The organism is Corallococcus terminator, from assembly GCF_049194865.1.
Classification (GTDB): Bacteria; Myxococcota; Myxococcia; order Myxococcales; family Myxococcaceae; genus Myxococcus; species Myxococcus terminator_A.
In genome coordinates this window covers 299762-315457 of record NZ_JBLZWL010000002.1, presented here as the reverse complement: position 1 = coordinate 315457, position 15696 = coordinate 299762, and the positions used below count along the sequence as shown (strand labels likewise).

The 15696-nt window shown below is 67.3% G+C and carries 14 protein-coding genes; 8 read left to right on the top strand and 6 right to left on the bottom strand.

Features of this window, described 5'->3' with window-relative positions; genetic code table 11:
• Positions 1-88 precede the first annotated feature (88 nt).
• Entirely contained in the window at positions 89-679 is a 591-nt protein-coding gene (locus ACN469_RS03335; RefSeq protein ID WP_498764067.1) for a DUF4920 domain-containing protein, read from the top strand.
• A gap of 3 nt (positions 680-682) precedes the next feature.
• Positions 683-1408: a hypothetical protein gene (locus ACN469_RS03330; RefSeq protein ID WP_498764065.1), complete on the top strand. Its 726-nt coding sequence runs from the start codon at positions 683-685 to the stop codon at positions 1406-1408.
• Positions 1409-1622: 214 nt separating this feature from the next.
• Here the strand turns inward: ACN469_RS03330 and ACN469_RS03325 are convergent, their stop codons facing one another.
• The 4 genes from ACN469_RS03325 to ACN469_RS03310 form a co-directional block, all read right to left on the bottom strand.
• Complete coding sequence (locus ACN469_RS03325; protein WP_498764063.1) at positions 1623-2540, bottom strand: hypothetical protein; 918 nt, start codon at positions 2538-2540, stop codon at positions 1623-1625.
• A 94-nt stretch (positions 2541-2634) separates the two neighbouring features.
• On the bottom strand, positions 2635-4179 hold the full coding sequence (locus tag ACN469_RS03320; RefSeq protein ID WP_498764061.1) for a radical SAM protein: 1545 nt from the start codon (positions 4177-4179) through the stop codon (positions 2635-2637).
• A 137-nt stretch (positions 4180-4316) separates the two neighbouring features.
• Complete coding sequence (locus tag ACN469_RS03315; RefSeq protein ID WP_498764059.1) at positions 4317-5039, bottom strand: hypothetical protein; 723 nt, start codon at positions 5037-5039, stop codon at positions 4317-4319.
• Between the two features lie 36 nt (positions 5040-5075).
• On the bottom strand, positions 5076-8288 hold the full coding sequence (locus ACN469_RS03310) for a TonB-dependent receptor (RefSeq protein ID WP_498764057.1): 3213 nt from the start codon (positions 8286-8288) through the stop codon (positions 5076-5078).
• Positions 8289-8519: 231 nt separating this feature from the next.
• On the opposite strand from ACN469_RS03310, the gene ACN469_RS03305 reads away from it, so the two are divergent.
• The 5 genes from ACN469_RS03305 (at position 8520) to ACN469_RS03285 (ending at position 11788) form a co-directional block, all read left to right on the top strand.
• Positions 8520-9272, top strand: a complete 753-nt coding sequence (locus ACN469_RS03305) for an energy transducer TonB (protein ID WP_498764055.1) — start codon at positions 8520-8522, stop codon at positions 9270-9272.
• Between the two features lie 75 nt (positions 9273-9347).
• Positions 9348-10031: a MotA/TolQ/ExbB proton channel family protein gene (locus ACN469_RS03300; protein ID WP_141647756.1), complete on the top strand. Its 684-nt coding sequence runs from the start codon at positions 9348-9350 to the stop codon at positions 10029-10031.
• Between the two features lie 133 nt (positions 10032-10164).
• Complete coding sequence (locus tag ACN469_RS03295) at positions 10165-10578, top strand: ExbD/TolR family protein (protein ID WP_498764053.1); 414 nt, start codon at positions 10165-10167, stop codon at positions 10576-10578.
• On the top strand, positions 10578-11084 hold the full coding sequence (locus ACN469_RS03290; protein WP_498764052.1) for an ExbD/TolR family protein: 507 nt from the start codon (positions 10578-10580) through the stop codon (positions 11082-11084). The genes ACN469_RS03295 and ACN469_RS03290 overlap by 1 nt, the downstream gene beginning before the upstream one ends.
• An 80-nt stretch (positions 11085-11164) precedes the next feature.
• Entirely contained in the window at positions 11165-11788 is a 624-nt protein-coding gene (locus tag ACN469_RS03285; protein WP_498764050.1) for a DUF2378 family protein, read from the top strand.
• Here the strand turns inward: ACN469_RS03285 and ACN469_RS03280 are convergent.
• The gene (locus ACN469_RS03280) at positions 11689-12333 is read right to left on the bottom strand and encodes a hypothetical protein (protein ID WP_498764048.1); all 645 of its coding nucleotides are present in this window, start codon (positions 12331-12333) and stop codon (positions 11689-11691) included. The genes ACN469_RS03285 and ACN469_RS03280 overlap by 100 nt on opposite strands.
• Positions 12334-12562: 229 nt before the next feature.
• Here ACN469_RS03280 and ACN469_RS03275 point away from each other — a divergent pair, with 229 nt between their 5' ends.
• Positions 12563-14194, top strand: coding sequence for a YifB family Mg chelatase-like AAA ATPase (locus ACN469_RS03275; protein ID WP_498764046.1), 1632 nt, complete (start codon positions 12563-12565; stop codon positions 14192-14194).
• Between the two features lie 12 nt (positions 14195-14206).
• Here the strand turns inward: ACN469_RS03275 and ACN469_RS03270 are convergent, their stop codons facing one another.
• Positions 14207-15589, bottom strand: a complete 1383-nt coding sequence (locus ACN469_RS03270; protein ID WP_498764045.1) for an NAD(P)/FAD-dependent oxidoreductase — start codon at positions 15587-15589, stop codon at positions 14207-14209.
• Positions 15590-15696: the final 107 nt, after the last annotated feature.

Genomic DNA, 15696 nt, shown 5'->3' with positions numbered 1-15696 from the left:
GCGCCTCGCCAAAGAGGTGTGCGGGAGTCCCACTCTAGTACGGCGGCCGCCTTGCCGGGGCAACGAGTTTTGGCTAAGCGAGCAGGTCATGAACTCGCTCCGCACGTCCCTGATGCTGCTGGTCGCTGTTCCCCTGATTGCACTCGCCGGCGACAAGACGCCCGCCAAGGACAAGACGGCGGACAAGGCCGCGGCGGCCGACTGTCACCACCCCGCCGAGGCCGCCAAGGCCGCGCCCAAGCCCGAGGTAACCGCCTCGACGGCGCCCGCCGCCGCGCAGGACAACTGGAAGCTCACCCGGGGCGAGGCGCTCAAGGGCGCGGCGCCCGTGAAGCTCGCGGACCTGCTGTCGAAGCCCCAGCCCCACGACGGGAAGACGGTGCGGCTCGAGGGCACGGTGCGCAAGGCGTGCGAGAAGAAGGGCTGCTGGATGGAGCTGGCGACGGACCCCCAGGCCAAGGGGCCGGGCGTGCGCGTGACGTTCAAGGACTACGGCTTCTTCGTCCCGCTGGACTCCGCGGGCTCGCAGGCGCGCGTGGAGGGCGTGGTGAAGGTGGCGGAGCTGAGCGAGGGCCACGCGTCGCACTACGAGGCGGAAGGCGCCATCGTCCCGCGTGGCGCGGACGGCAAGCCGCGCGAGATTCAGCTCGTCGCGACGGGCGTCGAGCTGCGCCGCTAGGACATGGCGCGCAGCTTCAGCATGAGGGGCGTGCAGGGCGCGGCGGACCGCGCCGTGCAGCACGCTCGGACGTGGTTGCTGGAGACGGAGCCGGGCTCGCGCGTGCATGACGTGCAGTCAGACCCCCGCTTCCAGCACCGGGGCGTGGACCTCCTCTGGGAGCTGCCGACAGGAGAGGTGCGCGGCATCGAGGTGAAGGGCGACCGCAACGCCACCCGCCGCCGCTACTTCTTCGAGCTGGTCTCCAACCTGGAGAAGGACACGCCGGGCTGCTTCCTCTACAGCGGCGCGGACCTGCTCGTGTACGTCTTCCTCTCGCAAGGAGAGCTGCACGTGCTGCCACTCAAGGCGGTGCGTGACTGGTTCCTGCCGCGCGCGAAGGAGTACACGCTCAAGCACGCCTTCACCCAGACAGGCGCCATCCGCTACACGACGGTGGGCGCCGTGGTGCCCACGCGCGATGTCGTGGAGGGCGTGCCCCGGGTGCTCAAGATTCCGTTGAGGCGCTCGACGCCTTTGACGACCCCGACCCAGGAAGGCGTCGCGCCGGAGGCCGAAGGCGCCTCGCTGGACTCACCTCCCGCCGCGATGACGGAGGGCGGCGGCGAGGTCTCCGCCGAGCAAGCGACCGCGCGGGACGCGGAGGCAGTGCCCCCTCCGAAGAAGAAGGCACGGCGCAAACAACCGGCGCGTCGGGCGGAGAGCGAAGGCTCGAACCCCGCCGAATAGAGGGGGGCCTCGAGCAGCCGGGCCGGAAGCAGGACCCGCCGTGCAGCTCCCGGCCACCCCGCACCAGAGTGGACGTCCCGGCGGCAAGGGGTGACGACCTCCACTCCAGCCTGCTCATGAGACTGGAAGCGGAAGCATCGACCAGGAAGGAGCAGGCCCTGCCCTTCCGGACACGACGCGCGAGCACTCGCCCGCGCGCCGCTGGGTACCGACTTCAGCGCCCGTGACGGTGACGGTTGTGTCCAGGGTGGATGCGGTCGTGCTCCGCGTTGAGCCGGTCAGCCGTGCGCACCAGGTCCAGCAGGGAGACGCGGTCGTTCTGCGCCTTGTAGATGTGCTCCAGGCGGGGAACGAGGTCCAGCGCCAGGTGCAGGTCCTTGGTCGACTCGGCCCACTCCAGGAGCATGCGACCGGCCTGCGCGGCGGGGCCATTCGCCTTCAGTTGGATGAGTCCGTCCACCGCCAGAATCCGGGCGATGGGCGTGCGCGCCGTGTCCTCGGTCAGCTTCACCAGGTCGGCCACGGCCCCGTCCTGCTCGCCGCGCGCCGCGCGCACCATGGCGCGGGAGATGCCCTTGCGGTCCGGCAGGAAGAACTCCTCCAGGTCCGCGAAGGACTCCGCATGATTCGCGTGGCCGGAGCGGGCCAGCTTCTCCGCGAGGCTGTCGAACAGCTCCGCGTCCTTCTCCGAGAACGGCGCCAGCGCCTCCTGCATGAAGCGCTCCTGGGGGCCGCCCTTGTCATCCAAGGGCAGCCGCGCGCGCAGGCCGTTCATCTTCTCAAAGGCCGGTGCCACCGGCGCGTCAGCGGCGCCGTTGAGCAGTTGGCGCAGCGCCTTCATGAGCGAGTCAAGCGTGTCCGTCAGCTCGTACGGCGCCACGCGGTCCGGCAGCCAACGGCGCCACAGCTCCACCGGCGCCGCCACCACGAAGTCCTTGAAGGGGCCCGTGCCCTTCCACTGGGACTTCCACTGCTGGGCGATGCCCAGCGGGAAGGTCGTCTCCGAGAGCTTCCGGAAGTCCTCCTCGGCCACGGAAATACCGTAGTGACCGAGCGTTCCGACCAGGGCCTCCGTCGAGTAGTCCTTCAGGCCCTTCTGCTGCCACGCCTTGTCCACACGCTGCGCGCTCACCTGGTTCTCCGCTGCCCCTGGGCGCCGGCCATCGGCGCATGCGGACTTCTAGCGGAAGCGGAGCCCTCGGTGCAGTGGCTCGTGCACTTCTCCGTCACGCGGCCGTGGCGGGGGGCGCCAGCTTCGGCACGGTGGGCCAGTGGACGGGGTTGCGCCGCTCGTCCGCTACCCGACGCGCCAGATAGGGCTCACAGCCCCGGGCCTCGAACGCCTTCTTCCAGGCCGAGAAACTTCCTCCGGCCCGCCAGGCATCCATCGCCGCCAGCCCACCCTCCGGGCCACACTGGGCCAGCATGTACTCCACCCACGCCCACCGCGCGGACGTGGGACGCACCTCGGCGCGCCCCCGCAGGCCCTTGCGCAGCCGCTCCAGACGGTTCTCGACCTCCTTGATGCCCGCGAAGGGTGCCCCGTCCAGCGGCGTGTTCCGCTTGGCCACGAAGGGCGCCACACCCAGCGCCACGGGGAGGATGCGCGACAGCTCCGCGGTGAAGCGGATCAGCTCGTCGATGTCCTCGTCCCCTTCGAAGGGAAGCCCCACGACGTTGTACACCTTGAGCTGCTTCATGCCCGCCGTGCGGGCGTACCCCGCGGCCCGGACAATCTGTTCCTCCGAGTGCTTGCGGTCCACCATGTCCCGCATGCGCTGCGAAGCCCCGTCCGCCGCCACCGTCAGGTTCGTCGCCCCACCCCGGCGGAGCTGATCCACCAGCTCCTGCGTCAGGCGATCCGCCCGGAGCGACGACACGCCGACTTCCTTTCCCGCGTCCACGAGCGTGCGAAGCAGCTCGACGATGCGCGGATGATCCGTCACCGCCGCGCCTACCAGGCCCACCCGTCGGGCGTGGGCGGGGATCAACGACAGCACGCGCTCCGGCGGCACCGTGCGCATGCCCCCGTTCGTGGTGCGGCGCATGACGCAGTAGTGGCAGCCTCGTGAGCACCCCCGCTCCGGCTCGATGAGGAACATCGAGCGCAGCTCGGTATGGGAGGTGATGATCTGCGTGCGAGCGGGCAGCCGAGAATCCGTGGCCCGGGCGACGTGGTAGCGCTGCCCTCCCCGCCCTGGCACCCGGAAGCCGGGGATGCGCGCCAGGTGGTCCAGCAGGGCCTCGCGCTCCATGGTGGCCGCCGCCTCCACCAGCACGTGGATGAGGTCCTCCGCTTCGCCCTGGACGAGCACGTCCACGAAGGGCTCCAGCGGATCCGGATTGGAGAACGTCAGGGGGCCCCCCGCCACCACCAGGGGATGGCGGCCACCCCGGCGCTCCTCCGCCAGCACGGGCAGCCCCGCCAGCTCCAGCATGGTGAAGAGGCCGGTCAGCTCCAGCTCATAGGCCACGGAGAACGCCAGCATCGCGAAGCTGGAGACCGACGCCTGGGACTCCCAGGTGAACAGCGGCGTCCGGGTCTTCTTGAACGCCTCCACGTCGTCCGGGAGGAAGACCCGCTCGGCGGTGGCGCCAGGGTGCTCGTGAATCTCCCGGTAGATGGCCTGGAAGCCCAGGGAGCTCATCCCCACGTGGTAGGGGCTCGGGTAGCAGAGGGCCACGCGGAAGGGAGCCTCCTTGTAGAGGGTGCCCTCTTCGTCCTCCAACAGCGAGCGGACGTGGTGGATGAGTGAGTAACGGCCCTCCATGTGCCTCCAGACAGAAACAACCCAGACCGACAGGTACAGCCCATCAAACACCGCGGCCCCGTCAGTCCACTCCTTGAGGAGGGCTGCCGGGGCCGCGAGGCGCCACCCGGTAGGTGGCGCTGTTCAGCGATGAACGACTACTTCAGCGACGGGATGGTCTTCGAGGGGACGCAGTAACCGAGCTGCCGGCCACCGGACGTACCCACCACCGGACCGCACTCGGCGGCGAAGTCCGGGTTCAGCGTCGAACCCTCGCCGCACAGCTCCGCCGGACCCGTCGCATCCCCGGTGGGGTAGCAGGGGATGGCGGGCCACAGGGCGCGGATGACGTAGTTCGACGTGCAGCCATCACGCGTGTACTTCAGCTCGCCCTTCAACTGCGTACCCGGCAAGGACGGCGCCGCGTACACCTGGACGTTGCTGAACTGGTAGCTGATCGTCGTGGCAGCCGTGGTGCCGGCCGCCGCGGCGACAACCTTCGCCTCGGTGAAGTCACGCCCCGTGCAGAAGGCGTTGTCGTCCGGCTCCACGTCGAACGTGCCCGTGGCCGTCTGATCCGTCGTGGGACCCGGATCCCGGGCCGCGCGGCTGGCGAGGCCCTGGGGACGGATGGTGATGTCCGCCGAACTCAGGTCGTCTGGGTTCGAGAACTTGAAGACACCGAGCAGCTCGGCGGGCGGAGCCCTGACCTCGCAAGCAGCGGTGCCAGTCGTCGGAGAGTCGACCGAGTCGTAGATGGCCGACCAGCTGGCGCTGTCCTGCACGAAGCAGGGAGCCTCGGGCTGCTCGAAGTTGCAGCCGGTCAACAGGCCGGCGGCTCCAACGAGGACCATCGCAGCATTGAGAATGTTCTTGGTCATGTGACTTGAAATCCCGGTTCCGTGAATGGCCAGTGACTAGAACGTGTACCGGACGCCAAGACGCATCTGACGCGGCGGCTGGTAGCTGGTCGGGTTCTTGAAGTTGGGGTTGATGTCGCCCGGCTCCGTGCCAAACGGCTCCTCGCGCTCCTCGCCTTCCTGCCACGTCACGTTGCCCGGCAGGTCGGACGGCTTGCCGTTCACGATCGGAGCGACGTTGCGCAGGGTGTAGGTCTGGTCGACCGTGCTGATGCCCTGGAAGTTGAAGAGGTTGAAGACGTCCAGGGTGACGGACACGACGCTGTCCTTGCTGACGCGGTAGTTGACGCCAATGTTGGAGTCAACCAGGTTCAGCCAGGGCGTACGGCCACCAGCGCCACGGGGGAGGACGAAGGACTCGTCCGGGCCGTAGAGCGCGTGCGAACCGAAGTAGTTGATCGGCGTACCGGAGTTGCCGCGGTAGGACAGACCGATGCTCGCGGACAGCTCGTTGGTGAAGTTGAACTCCTTCGCGCCGAACACCTTGATCTGGTGGGTACGGTCGAACGGGAGCGGGCCCGTGCGGTTCGCCAGGAGGCTGATGAGGTCGAAGTCCGACAGGATGTTCGGGTCGAGCTGCGCCGTCTCCGGGCGGAACAGACCCGGGTAGTTACCCTCCAGCTTGGACCAGGTGTAGTTCGCCTGGGCCAGCCAGCCGTCCGAGAACGTGCGGTTCAGGTAGACGGTGACGTTGTTGTAGTTGCGCTCCGGCTTCGGGAATTCCTTGGCGAAGCCGCTGCCCGGGTTGCCGAGGAAGTACGAGTTGCCGTCATCGCGGCTCATGTCCTCGATGACCATGTTCATGTTGCGGAACGTGTAGCTGGCGCCCACGCGGGTGTTGGCGATCAGCTCGTACTCGCCGCCGGCGACGAACTCGTTGGACGACTGCGGAGAGATGTCCGGGTCGATCGGCTCGTTCTCCACCTTGCCGCCCGTGAAGAGGCGGTTGGGGTTGCGGCTGCTCTCCGGCTGCGCAATCACGTTGGCCGGATCGCGGCAGGCCGTCTCCTGGCTCGTGCGGTCAGACGGATCGCAACCCGCCTCACCAGAGCCCGGCTCCGCCATCACGCGGCGGGCGTTGTAGCGACGCTCACCCGGGAAGGCGCGGTCGAGCATGTTCAGCGGAACCTGCTCGTAGTAGCGAGCGAAGTTCACGAAGAACTTGGTACGGCCGTTGGCGAACGGGTCGATGATGGCGCCGAGACGCGGCGACCACTGGTTGCCGAGGATGAGGGCCAGGTCGCCGTCACCGCCGTACATCGCCTGCACGTCGTAGCGCACGCCGAGGTTCAGCGTGAGGCGGTTGGCGATGGACCAGGAGTCCTGCAGGAAGCCACCGACCGTGGTGCTGGTGGTCTTCGACTGCTGGGTCAGCTGGGTGATGGGGCTGTCCGGCGCCGTCTGGTAGCCGTAGCGACGGTTGTCCGTCAGCGCGGCACCACCGTAGGGCTGGCCACCCAGGGTCGCGCCCACGTAGGGGCTCGACTCCTGGAAGAACACGCCACCGCCGTACGCCTTGAGCTGGTCGTACGACAGGAACTCCGTGTCGACGCCCGCCTTCAGCACGTGGGTGCCGAGCGCGTTCAGCAGGTACGTGGCCTTCGCGTTGATCTGGTAGCGATCCAGCTTCGCATCGCTCATGAAGCCAGGACCACCGACCGCGTAGCCGGTGACGGGGCAACGCTCGATGATCTGCTCTTCCGGGGTGCCCTCGTTCACGATGAGCGGATCACAAGCGCCCTCCTGGCCCGCGGGCAGGTTCTCGAACTGGGTCAGCCGGCGCGGGTTCACGTAGGTCATGCGGGAGTAGCCCGCGAGGCCCTGCGTGGTGCCAATCTTGCTGCCGTCCGCGGGCAAGGTGGACGCCGTCTGGTGGAACCAGCCGAGGTTCGCGTCGACCAGGACCTTCTTGTCCATGAACGCGCCGGCGTACTTCAGGGCCAGCGACGTGGCGTTCGCGTTGGTCTCCGTGAAGGCGAAGTCGCCCGGACGAGCGGCGATTCCGCCCGGCAGACCACCGGACTGGGGGTTGATGCTCAGCTTGCCCAAGCCACCCGTCGTCGTCGGGGTGCCGTTCATGGCAATCGAGACGTTGTGGTCCTGGTTGATGAGGTACGTCAACTTACCCATGTACTGCACGGTCCGGGTGTCAGCGTAGTACTGACGGTCCGAGCCCTGGATGGGGTCGACGATGGTGAAGCCCGAGTCGTCGGTCGCCGACGTGCCGTCCGCGTTCAGCCGGATGGCGTTCAGGGTACGGGTGTGCTGGTAGCGCGTGAAGGACGGCGCGAAACCGGCGAAGAACCACAGCTTGTCCTTGAGGATCGGACCACCGAGGGTGGCGCCGAAATCGCCCAGGTTCTGCAGCTCGTTGAGGCCACTGATGACCGTGCCCTCTTCGCGAATCAGCTTGCGGGTACCCTCGAAGGTTCCCGGCGTCCAGTTCGCGAACACGGAGCCGTGGAACTCGTTGGAGCCCGACCGGGTGACCGCGTTGATGACACCGCCCGTGGAGCGACCGAACTCCGGCAGGTAACCGCCGGTGATGATGTTCACGTCCTGCACGAACTCGATGCTCATCGGGCTGGCGTTCACGCCGTAGGCGGGGTCGTTCGTGGACAGACCGTCCACCACGTACCCGTTCTCAGGCGAGGTCGCGCCGTTGATGGACACACCGTACTGGTCGTTCTGGGCGCCAGGCGCCAGCTCGGCCAGGGACTCGAAGGAGCGAGCCGCTCCTCCCTTGCCACCCGGGCGGGCCACGGCGATGCGCTTGATGAACTCCTGATCCACGTTGACGCCCGTGGTCGTGGAGCCCACGTCGATGGTCGGCGGCGCGCCGACAATCTCCACCACTTCACCGAGGGACTCGGGAAGCAGCTCGACGTTGACGCGGATGGTGCGGTTCAGACGCAGCTGGACGTCAGAACGCGCGTAGGGCTTGAACTGCTCCTTCTCGAACCGCAGGGTGTAAACACCAGGCGGCAGCTGGGGAATACGGTAGTTGCCCTGAGCGTCGGTAACCACGGTCTGCTCACCCTGAAGGTTGGGCGAGGTCGCGGTGACAACAACGTCAGGAACAGCGTTCCGGCTCTGAGCGTCGATGACCGTACCGATCATCGTGCTCGACTGCGCGAAAGCCGCCGATCCATAAAGCAGACCTGCGGCAAGGACAACTCCGGTTTCCCGGAGCACTCGGTTCAAGTGCATACCAGACCCCTCCAAGGTGGGCTGCAACTGAAAATGACTGGGGAAAATATCCGAGGTCAAGCAGTTGTCAATAGACCGTTGCTTTTTGGTAACCAGTGGGGCAATTGCGCGATCACGTAAGTTACCCTTGACCGTGCTTGCTTGAACCCGGAACGCGTTTCTGTATGGTAGCGCGCCCTTTCAGCCGGGCGGGGCGTGGTGGGTGTCCACTGGTGATGAGGAGTCTAGTACATGTTTGATTCAGTCCTTGACCGCGGTCAGGCGCCCAGAGCGCGGTTCGGCGTGGGGACCACCATCTCCGTGATCCTGCACGTGGCGTTGTTCGCCGTGGCCTACTTCCTGTCGACGAGGCCACCGGTCGAGGAGGAGAAGGAGATCGAGGTGACGCTGAAGGCCACCATGGCCCCGCCACCTCCTCCTCCGCCGCCGCCTCCCCCGGCGGCGACCTCCAAGCCGAAGACGACCCCCAAGAAGCCCAAGAAGCCCGACACCATCGTCCAGCCCAAGGAGATCCCGAAAGAGGTCCCCAAGGAGGTCGAGCCGGTCGACGAGCCGGAAGAGGCTCCCGAGGAGGCCAGCGAGGAGCAGGTCGAGGGCGGCGTCGAGGGTGGTGTCGCCGGCGGCGTGGTGGGCGGCGTGGTGGGTGGCGTGATTGGCGGCGTGGTGGGTGGGCAGTTGGGCGGGACGGGGACGGAAGTGCTGCCGTTCGGTGCGGGCATGACCCGTCCGGAGAAGGTCTCGGGCCCGCAGCCCGAGTACACACGCGAGGCGCTCGAGTCCCGCGTGCAGGGCACGATGATCGTCAAGTGCGTCATCACCGTGGAAGGCCGTGTGGAGCGCTGCCGAATCATCAAGCCCCTGCCCCACATGGAACAGGCCGTCATGGACGCCCTGGCCTCGTCACGCTACAAGCCCGTCACGTTCCAGGGCCGTCCGGTCCAGGTGGATTACACCTTCACCCTGAATCTGAAGCTGCCGCGCTGATCCGGGCGCGCCGTAATACGAAGAGAAGCACCGCCGACCACCCCGCGCTCGTGAGGAGGAGCGCTTAATCAAGCCATGCAATTCACTCTCATCGATATTTGGCACCACACGGGCACCTTCGCCCGTATGATCATCTTCACCCTGGCCATCATGTCGGTGGCGTCCCTGGTCGTGATGGCGGAGCGGATGATCGTCTTCCGCAAGACCCGGTCCGACAGCCGCAACTTCGCCGCCAAGATGGGTGCCATCCTGGCGAAGGGCGACCTGACCACCGCGGCCAACACGAACCTGGGCAAGGACGTGGGTCACCTCGGTCGGGTGATCAACTCCGGCCTCACCGCGTACCGCATCAGCCCCAACAACAAGGACATCGCGGTGGAGTCGGTGGCGCGGGCGCTGGAGCGTCAGGCGCAGCGCGAGGTGCAGAGCATGAAGCGCGGCCTGGGCCTGCTGGCCACGGTCGGCTCCACGGCTCCGTTCGTCGGTCTGCTCGGCACGACGATGGGTATCGTCAACGCCTTCCAGCTGATGGCGGCGGCCGGCTCCGGCGGTCTGGGCACCATCTCGGCCGGTATCGCCGAGGCGCTCATCACCACGGCCTTCGGTCTGTTGGTCGCCATCCCCGCGGTGATGGCGTACAACTTCCTGCAGGGCTGGGTGGATGCTCGCTCGGTGGACATCTCTGAGTCCTCCAACGAGTTCCTCGACGTGGTCGCCCGCCACATGGGCGGCGGCGCGCACTCCTCGCACGCGGCCTGACCTGAGCAGTCACCGGCGAGCCCGGGGACGACCCGAGGCCCGCCTCCCGACGTGAACGCGGCCCCTGAAGTCCGGGGGCCAGCGACGCCACCCGGGACGGCGGGCTTCCACCACCTGGAAGCAGGTTAAACGCATGGGAATGTCAGCTGGCCCCAAGGGGGGCATCAAGAGCGAGATCAACGTCACGCCCCTGGTGGACGTGGTGTTGGTGCTCCTCATCATCTTCATGGTCGTCACCCCCATGCTCCAGCGCGGCAAGTCCGTGGAGCTGCCGAAGGCCACCGAAATCGAGAAGGAGAAGGGCAAGGACTCAGACCCTCTCTACGTCTCCATCACTCCGGACAAGAAGGTGTTCCTGGAGAATGACCAGGTGGACGAGCAGGCGCTCCAGGACCGACTGACGGCGGAGCTGGCGAAGGACCCGAGCAAGAAGATCCTGCTCAAGGGCGACAACACGGTGAACGTGGGCGACGTGCGCAGGGTGCTGGACGTGGCCCGCAAGGCCAAGGCCAAGCAGATCGCGCTCGGCGTCGAGGAGAAGAAGTAATGGCGGGCCACAAGCAGCGTCAGTGGGTGAAGCCGCAAACGCCGCCCAACTCGGAGATCAACGTCACGCCGCTGGTGGACGTGGTGTTGGTGCTCCTCATCATCTTCATGGTCGTCACGCCCCTCCTGGAGAAGGACATCCTGGTGCGCGTGCCGGACACAGAGTTGGAGGAGAACCAGCCTCCGCCGGACCCCAATGATCAGCAGTTGGTGGTCCTGCTGGACAAGGACGGCGGCTACTCCATCAACACGGAGAAGGTTCCCACCTCCGACTACGTCCCGCGCCTGAAGCGGATGCTCGCGGCGAAGAAGGCGGACGAGAGGGTCGTCTTCTTCATGGCGGATGATGCGACCAACTACGGCCGGCTCATCCTGGCCATGGATGGCGCGAAGGGCGCTGGCGCGAAGGTCCTCGCCATGGCGACCGAGCTGCCGTCGAACGCCATCATCCAGGGCACGCAGGTGGACACCGGCACTCCGGCGCCCGCTCCGACGCCGACTCCCTGAAGACCTCCGCCCGGGGCCCTACGCTCCGGGTTGGAGTCGCGGTTCACAATCAGAAGCTCGTCGGCTAGAGTTCACTCCTCATGGCTGACGAGCTTCTCGTCTTTGAACAGACCATCGAAGCCCTCTTCCTGCGCGCACTGCACGGGCGGCTGACACCCGCTTGCAAGAATCGCCTGCGCCAGGCGGGGCTCGACGTGGACCAGAAGCTTCGTCCCGCCTACGCCTTCCCGTCGTGGATGGCCTTCCTGCGCATCGCGGCGGAAGAGCTCTTTCCCCAGGAAGCCATCGGCCCCGGCACATGGAAGCTCGGCGAGGCCTACATCGAGGGCTTCCGCGAGACGATGCTGGGTCGCGCGGTGCTGTCGCTGCTGCGGGTGCTGGGGCCTCGCCGGACGCTGATGCGGGCCACGCAGAACTTCCGGGCGGGCAACAACTACACCGAGTCCAAGCTGGTGGAGCTGACTCCCACCCAGTTCGAGCTGTGGATGAACGAGGTGGGTGACTACCCGGACTTCACCGCCGGCATCATCCACGCGGGGCTGCGGGTGGCCGGCGCTCAGGACGCGAAGGTGGAGGCGTCCGGCTACGACGGCCACGCCTGCACCTACCGCATCAGCTGGAAGGAGGCCTCGGTCTCCTCGGGCGTCGCGGGCAGCGGGGACTCCAAGGCCGCCATGAGGTCCGGGTCCATCAGCTCCCTGTAGATGAACTCGGCGATGAGCCCGGTCACCATCCAGATGGGGAGGATGTAGAGCGACGTCATCTCCCAGAAGATGGCGCCCGCGTCCGCGTAGTACCAGATGCGGTAGCCGGTGAGCCGCTCCAGCATCACCCCGCTGAAGCCCTCGAAGAGCAGGATGCCGACACCGTAGACGACGGCCCGGAGGCTGGCGTGCTGGTAGAGCATCCAGCGATAGACGGGCTCCACGAAGAAGAAGCACGCGACGCCGTAGATGAGGAACATCCACAGCGAGCACTGGCCATAGGCCGTGACGACGGGTGTGTCCCAGATGGCGTTGAGACCGAGCCGGTCATCCACCTGCCACTGGAACTGGAACAGCGCGCCGAGGACGGGCACGTCCCGCGCGATGCGCACCAGGTTGTAGAAGAAGATCTCCGAGCTGAGGCCCACCATGCCGTAGAGGCAGAAGCGGAACATCGCGAAGGCCACCTTCATCCGCTGGCCTCGCTTCATGTCGGCCCGACGGATGCGGACCGGACGGCGCCGTTGAATGACCTGCGACCCCATGCTCGTCATCTCCCCCTGCGTTCCCCAGATGCCCGCCAAGGTACCCAAGACTCACCGGCCCTGGCTAGACCCTCTGCACTAATCCAGCCCATCTGGAATCGTGACGCACGAGCCCTTCGGACGGGCATCCACCTGGGGAGATTGGGTCGACGCGGGCTTCACGTCGTGAAGCCGCCGGTACGCGGGTTGCTCCGCGTGGGGGGCACGGCGTTCGGGGGAAGGGCGGGACATGCTGGCGAGGGTGCGGTCGGGGGCGTTGATGGGAATCGACGCGGTGGTGGTCGAGTGCGAGGTCGACATGGCGCTCGGGCTTCCCTACTTCAACGTGGTGGGGCTGCCAGAGGGCGCGGTGCGGGAGTCGAAGGTGCGCGTCGTGTCCGCTCTGAAGAACACGGGCTTCGAGCTGCCGCAGAAGCGCATCACCGTGAATCTGGCGCCCGCGGACCTGCGCAAGGACGGTGTGGCCTTCGAGCTGCCCATCGCCCTGGGCGTGCTGGCGGCGGCGAAGCTGCTCGAGGACGGGCCGCTGGCGCGCTACCTCTTCGGAGGAGAGCTGTCACTGGACGGCTCACTCAAGCGCATCAAGGGCGTGTTACCGCTCGCGGTGGCGGCGAGGGACAGGGGCTTCGAGGGCGTCATGGTGCCGGCGGCCAACGCGGCCGAGGCCGCGCTCGTCGAGGGCCTGACCGTCATTCCGGTGACGAGCCTGCGCGAAGCGGTGGACCACCTCACGGGCACCCACGTCATCGCGCCCTTCCTGCGCGAAGGCCCTTCGGTGACGGCGACTCGGGGGCGGCCCGAGCCCGACATGGCGGACGTGAGAGGACAGCCCGAGCTCAAGCTCGCCCTGGAGCTGGCGGCGGCCGGTGGCCACAACGTGCTGATGTGCGGACCTCCGGGCTCCGGAAAGACGATGCTCGCGCGGCGCCTGCCCAGCATCCTCCCGGCGATGACCTTCACCGAGGCGCTCGAGGTGACGAAGGTCTATTCAGTGCTGGGCCTGCTCGGCGAGGGACACGCGCTGGTGAGAGCCCGGCCCTTCCGCGCGCCGCACCACACCCTCTCCGACGCGGGCCTGGTAGGCGGAGGTCCCCTGGCACGCCCCGGCGAGCTCTCACTCGCGCACCATGGCGTGCTCTTCCTGGACGAGCTGCCGGAGTTCCGACGCAACGTGCTGGAGGTGCTGCGCCAGCCGCTGGAAGAAGGAATCATCCACCTCGCGCGGGCGAACCAGAACATCAGCTATCCGTGCCAGGTGATGTTGGTGGCGGCGATGAACCCCTGCCCCTGCGGCTACTTCAACGTGCCGGGCCACACCTGCACCTGTCCCGAGCATCGGGTGTTCGACTACCACGCGCGAGTCAGCGGCCCGCTGCTGGACCGCGTCGACATCACGCTGCAGACACGCCCCGTGGAGTACCACCACCTGGCGCGCGCGGAGCCGAGAGAGAGCACGAGCCGCTACCATCGGGAGCGCGTGGAGGCCGCACGCCAACGCCAGCGGGAGCGCTACCACGAGGAGCCCGGCGTGCACTGCAACGCCCAGCTCCCTTCTCACCTGCTGCGGCGCCACTGCATCCTGAGCCCGCGAGCGGAGCGGATGCTCGAGCTGGCGGTGCGTCACCATGGCTTGTCTGCCCGCGCCCATGACCGGCTGATGAAGCTGGCCCTGACGCGCGCGGACCTGGAAGGACATGGGCACATCGAGGACGTGGACATGCAGCTCGCCATCGACTGCCGGGCGTTGGACCGGCGTGGGTGGCTGCACGCGAACACCCACGGAGGTGCCCTACCCGCTCGCTCCGGAGCCCGAGGGCCGGGGATGCCTTCCGGCTCCCGTCCACCCGAGCATCCGGAGTAGCTCGCGGAAGGGTCAGTGCGCGGAGGGATGCGCCATTTCGCGTGAGGATGACGCGACGGCCGTCACGGCCTCCCCATCCCCCACCAGTATCTGCTCACCACGAGTCATCGCGCTCGGGAGGCGAAGCTGGTCCAGCCGAGGCGCGGGGCCAGTGATGATGCGGGCCGACTTGCTGAACGTCAGGTACGAGTAGGCCCAGTCAAGCATCACCGCCAGCTTGCTGCGGAAGCCGATGAGGAACATCAGGTGGATGAGGAGCCAGGCCGACCAGGCCATGAAGCCCGACTGCTTGAAGCGGCGGAAGGCGATTCCCACCGCGTGGCCGCGACCAATCACCGCGTAGGAGCCACGGTCCCAATACTTGAACGGCACCATCGGCTGCCCTCGCAGCCGGCGGAGGATGTTGTGGGCGGCATGTTTGCCTTCCTGCATCGCCGCCGGCGCGAGCCCCGGAACAGGCGTGCCATCCGCCTGCATGAGCGAGGCGAGGTCTCCCGCGACGAAGACATCTTCGTGCCCCGGCACCGTCAGCTCGGGCGTCACGTTCACCCGGCCCGCGCGGTCCAGTGGCACTCCCAGCGAGCGGGCCACGGGTGAGGCGGCGACACCGGCGGCCCAGATGACGGTGCGGGCCGCGATGTGCTCCGTACCGATGTAGACACCCGACTCGTCGATGTTCGTCACCCGGGCGCCCGTGCGGATTTCCACGCCCAGCTTCTCCAGCGTGCGATGGGCCTTCGCCGCGAGGTCGTCGGGATACACGGGCAAGACCTTGCCCAGTCCCTCGATGAGGATGATGCGTGCGTCGCGCGTGTCGATGTTCTTGAAGTCTCCTGGCAAGGAGCTCCGACTTATCTCCGCCAGCGAGCCCGCCATCTCCACGCCCGTGGGCCCGGCACCGATGATGACGAAGTTGAGCAGCGCCCGGCGGATGCTCGGGTCCGTCTCCCGCTCGGCCATCTCGTAGGCCAGCAGGACGCGACGCCGAATCTCCACCGCGTCCTCGATGGACTTGAGGCCAGGGGCGAAGCGCGCCCAGTGGTCATTGCCGAAGTACGAGTGCGTCGCTCCGGTGGCGACGACGAGGAAGTCGTACTTCAGTTCACCGTCTGACAGCAGCACCCGCTTGCCCGCGGTGTCCACTCCCGTCACGTCCGCCAGCACCACGGCGACGCCCTTGGGTCCCAGGAGCCCGCGCAGGGGCGCGGCGATTTCACTCGGGCTCAGCGTCGCCGTGGCCACCTGGTACAGCAGCGGCTGGAAGAGATGGTGGTTGTGCCGGTCCACCAGCGTGATTCGGACTGGGGCCTTGAGGAGCTGCTGCGCGGCACGGAGCCCGGCGAACCCTCCGCCGAGGATGACCACATGGGGCAGGTCTTCGCGTTGGGTTTTCACGAGAAGAAGGTCATGCCGCCCCCTCCAAACTTCAACGCAAAGCGCCATGTAGCCAGCAGGCAGACAGCCGCTCCCATGCCACTCGCGGAAGTCGAGGTGATGCCTCG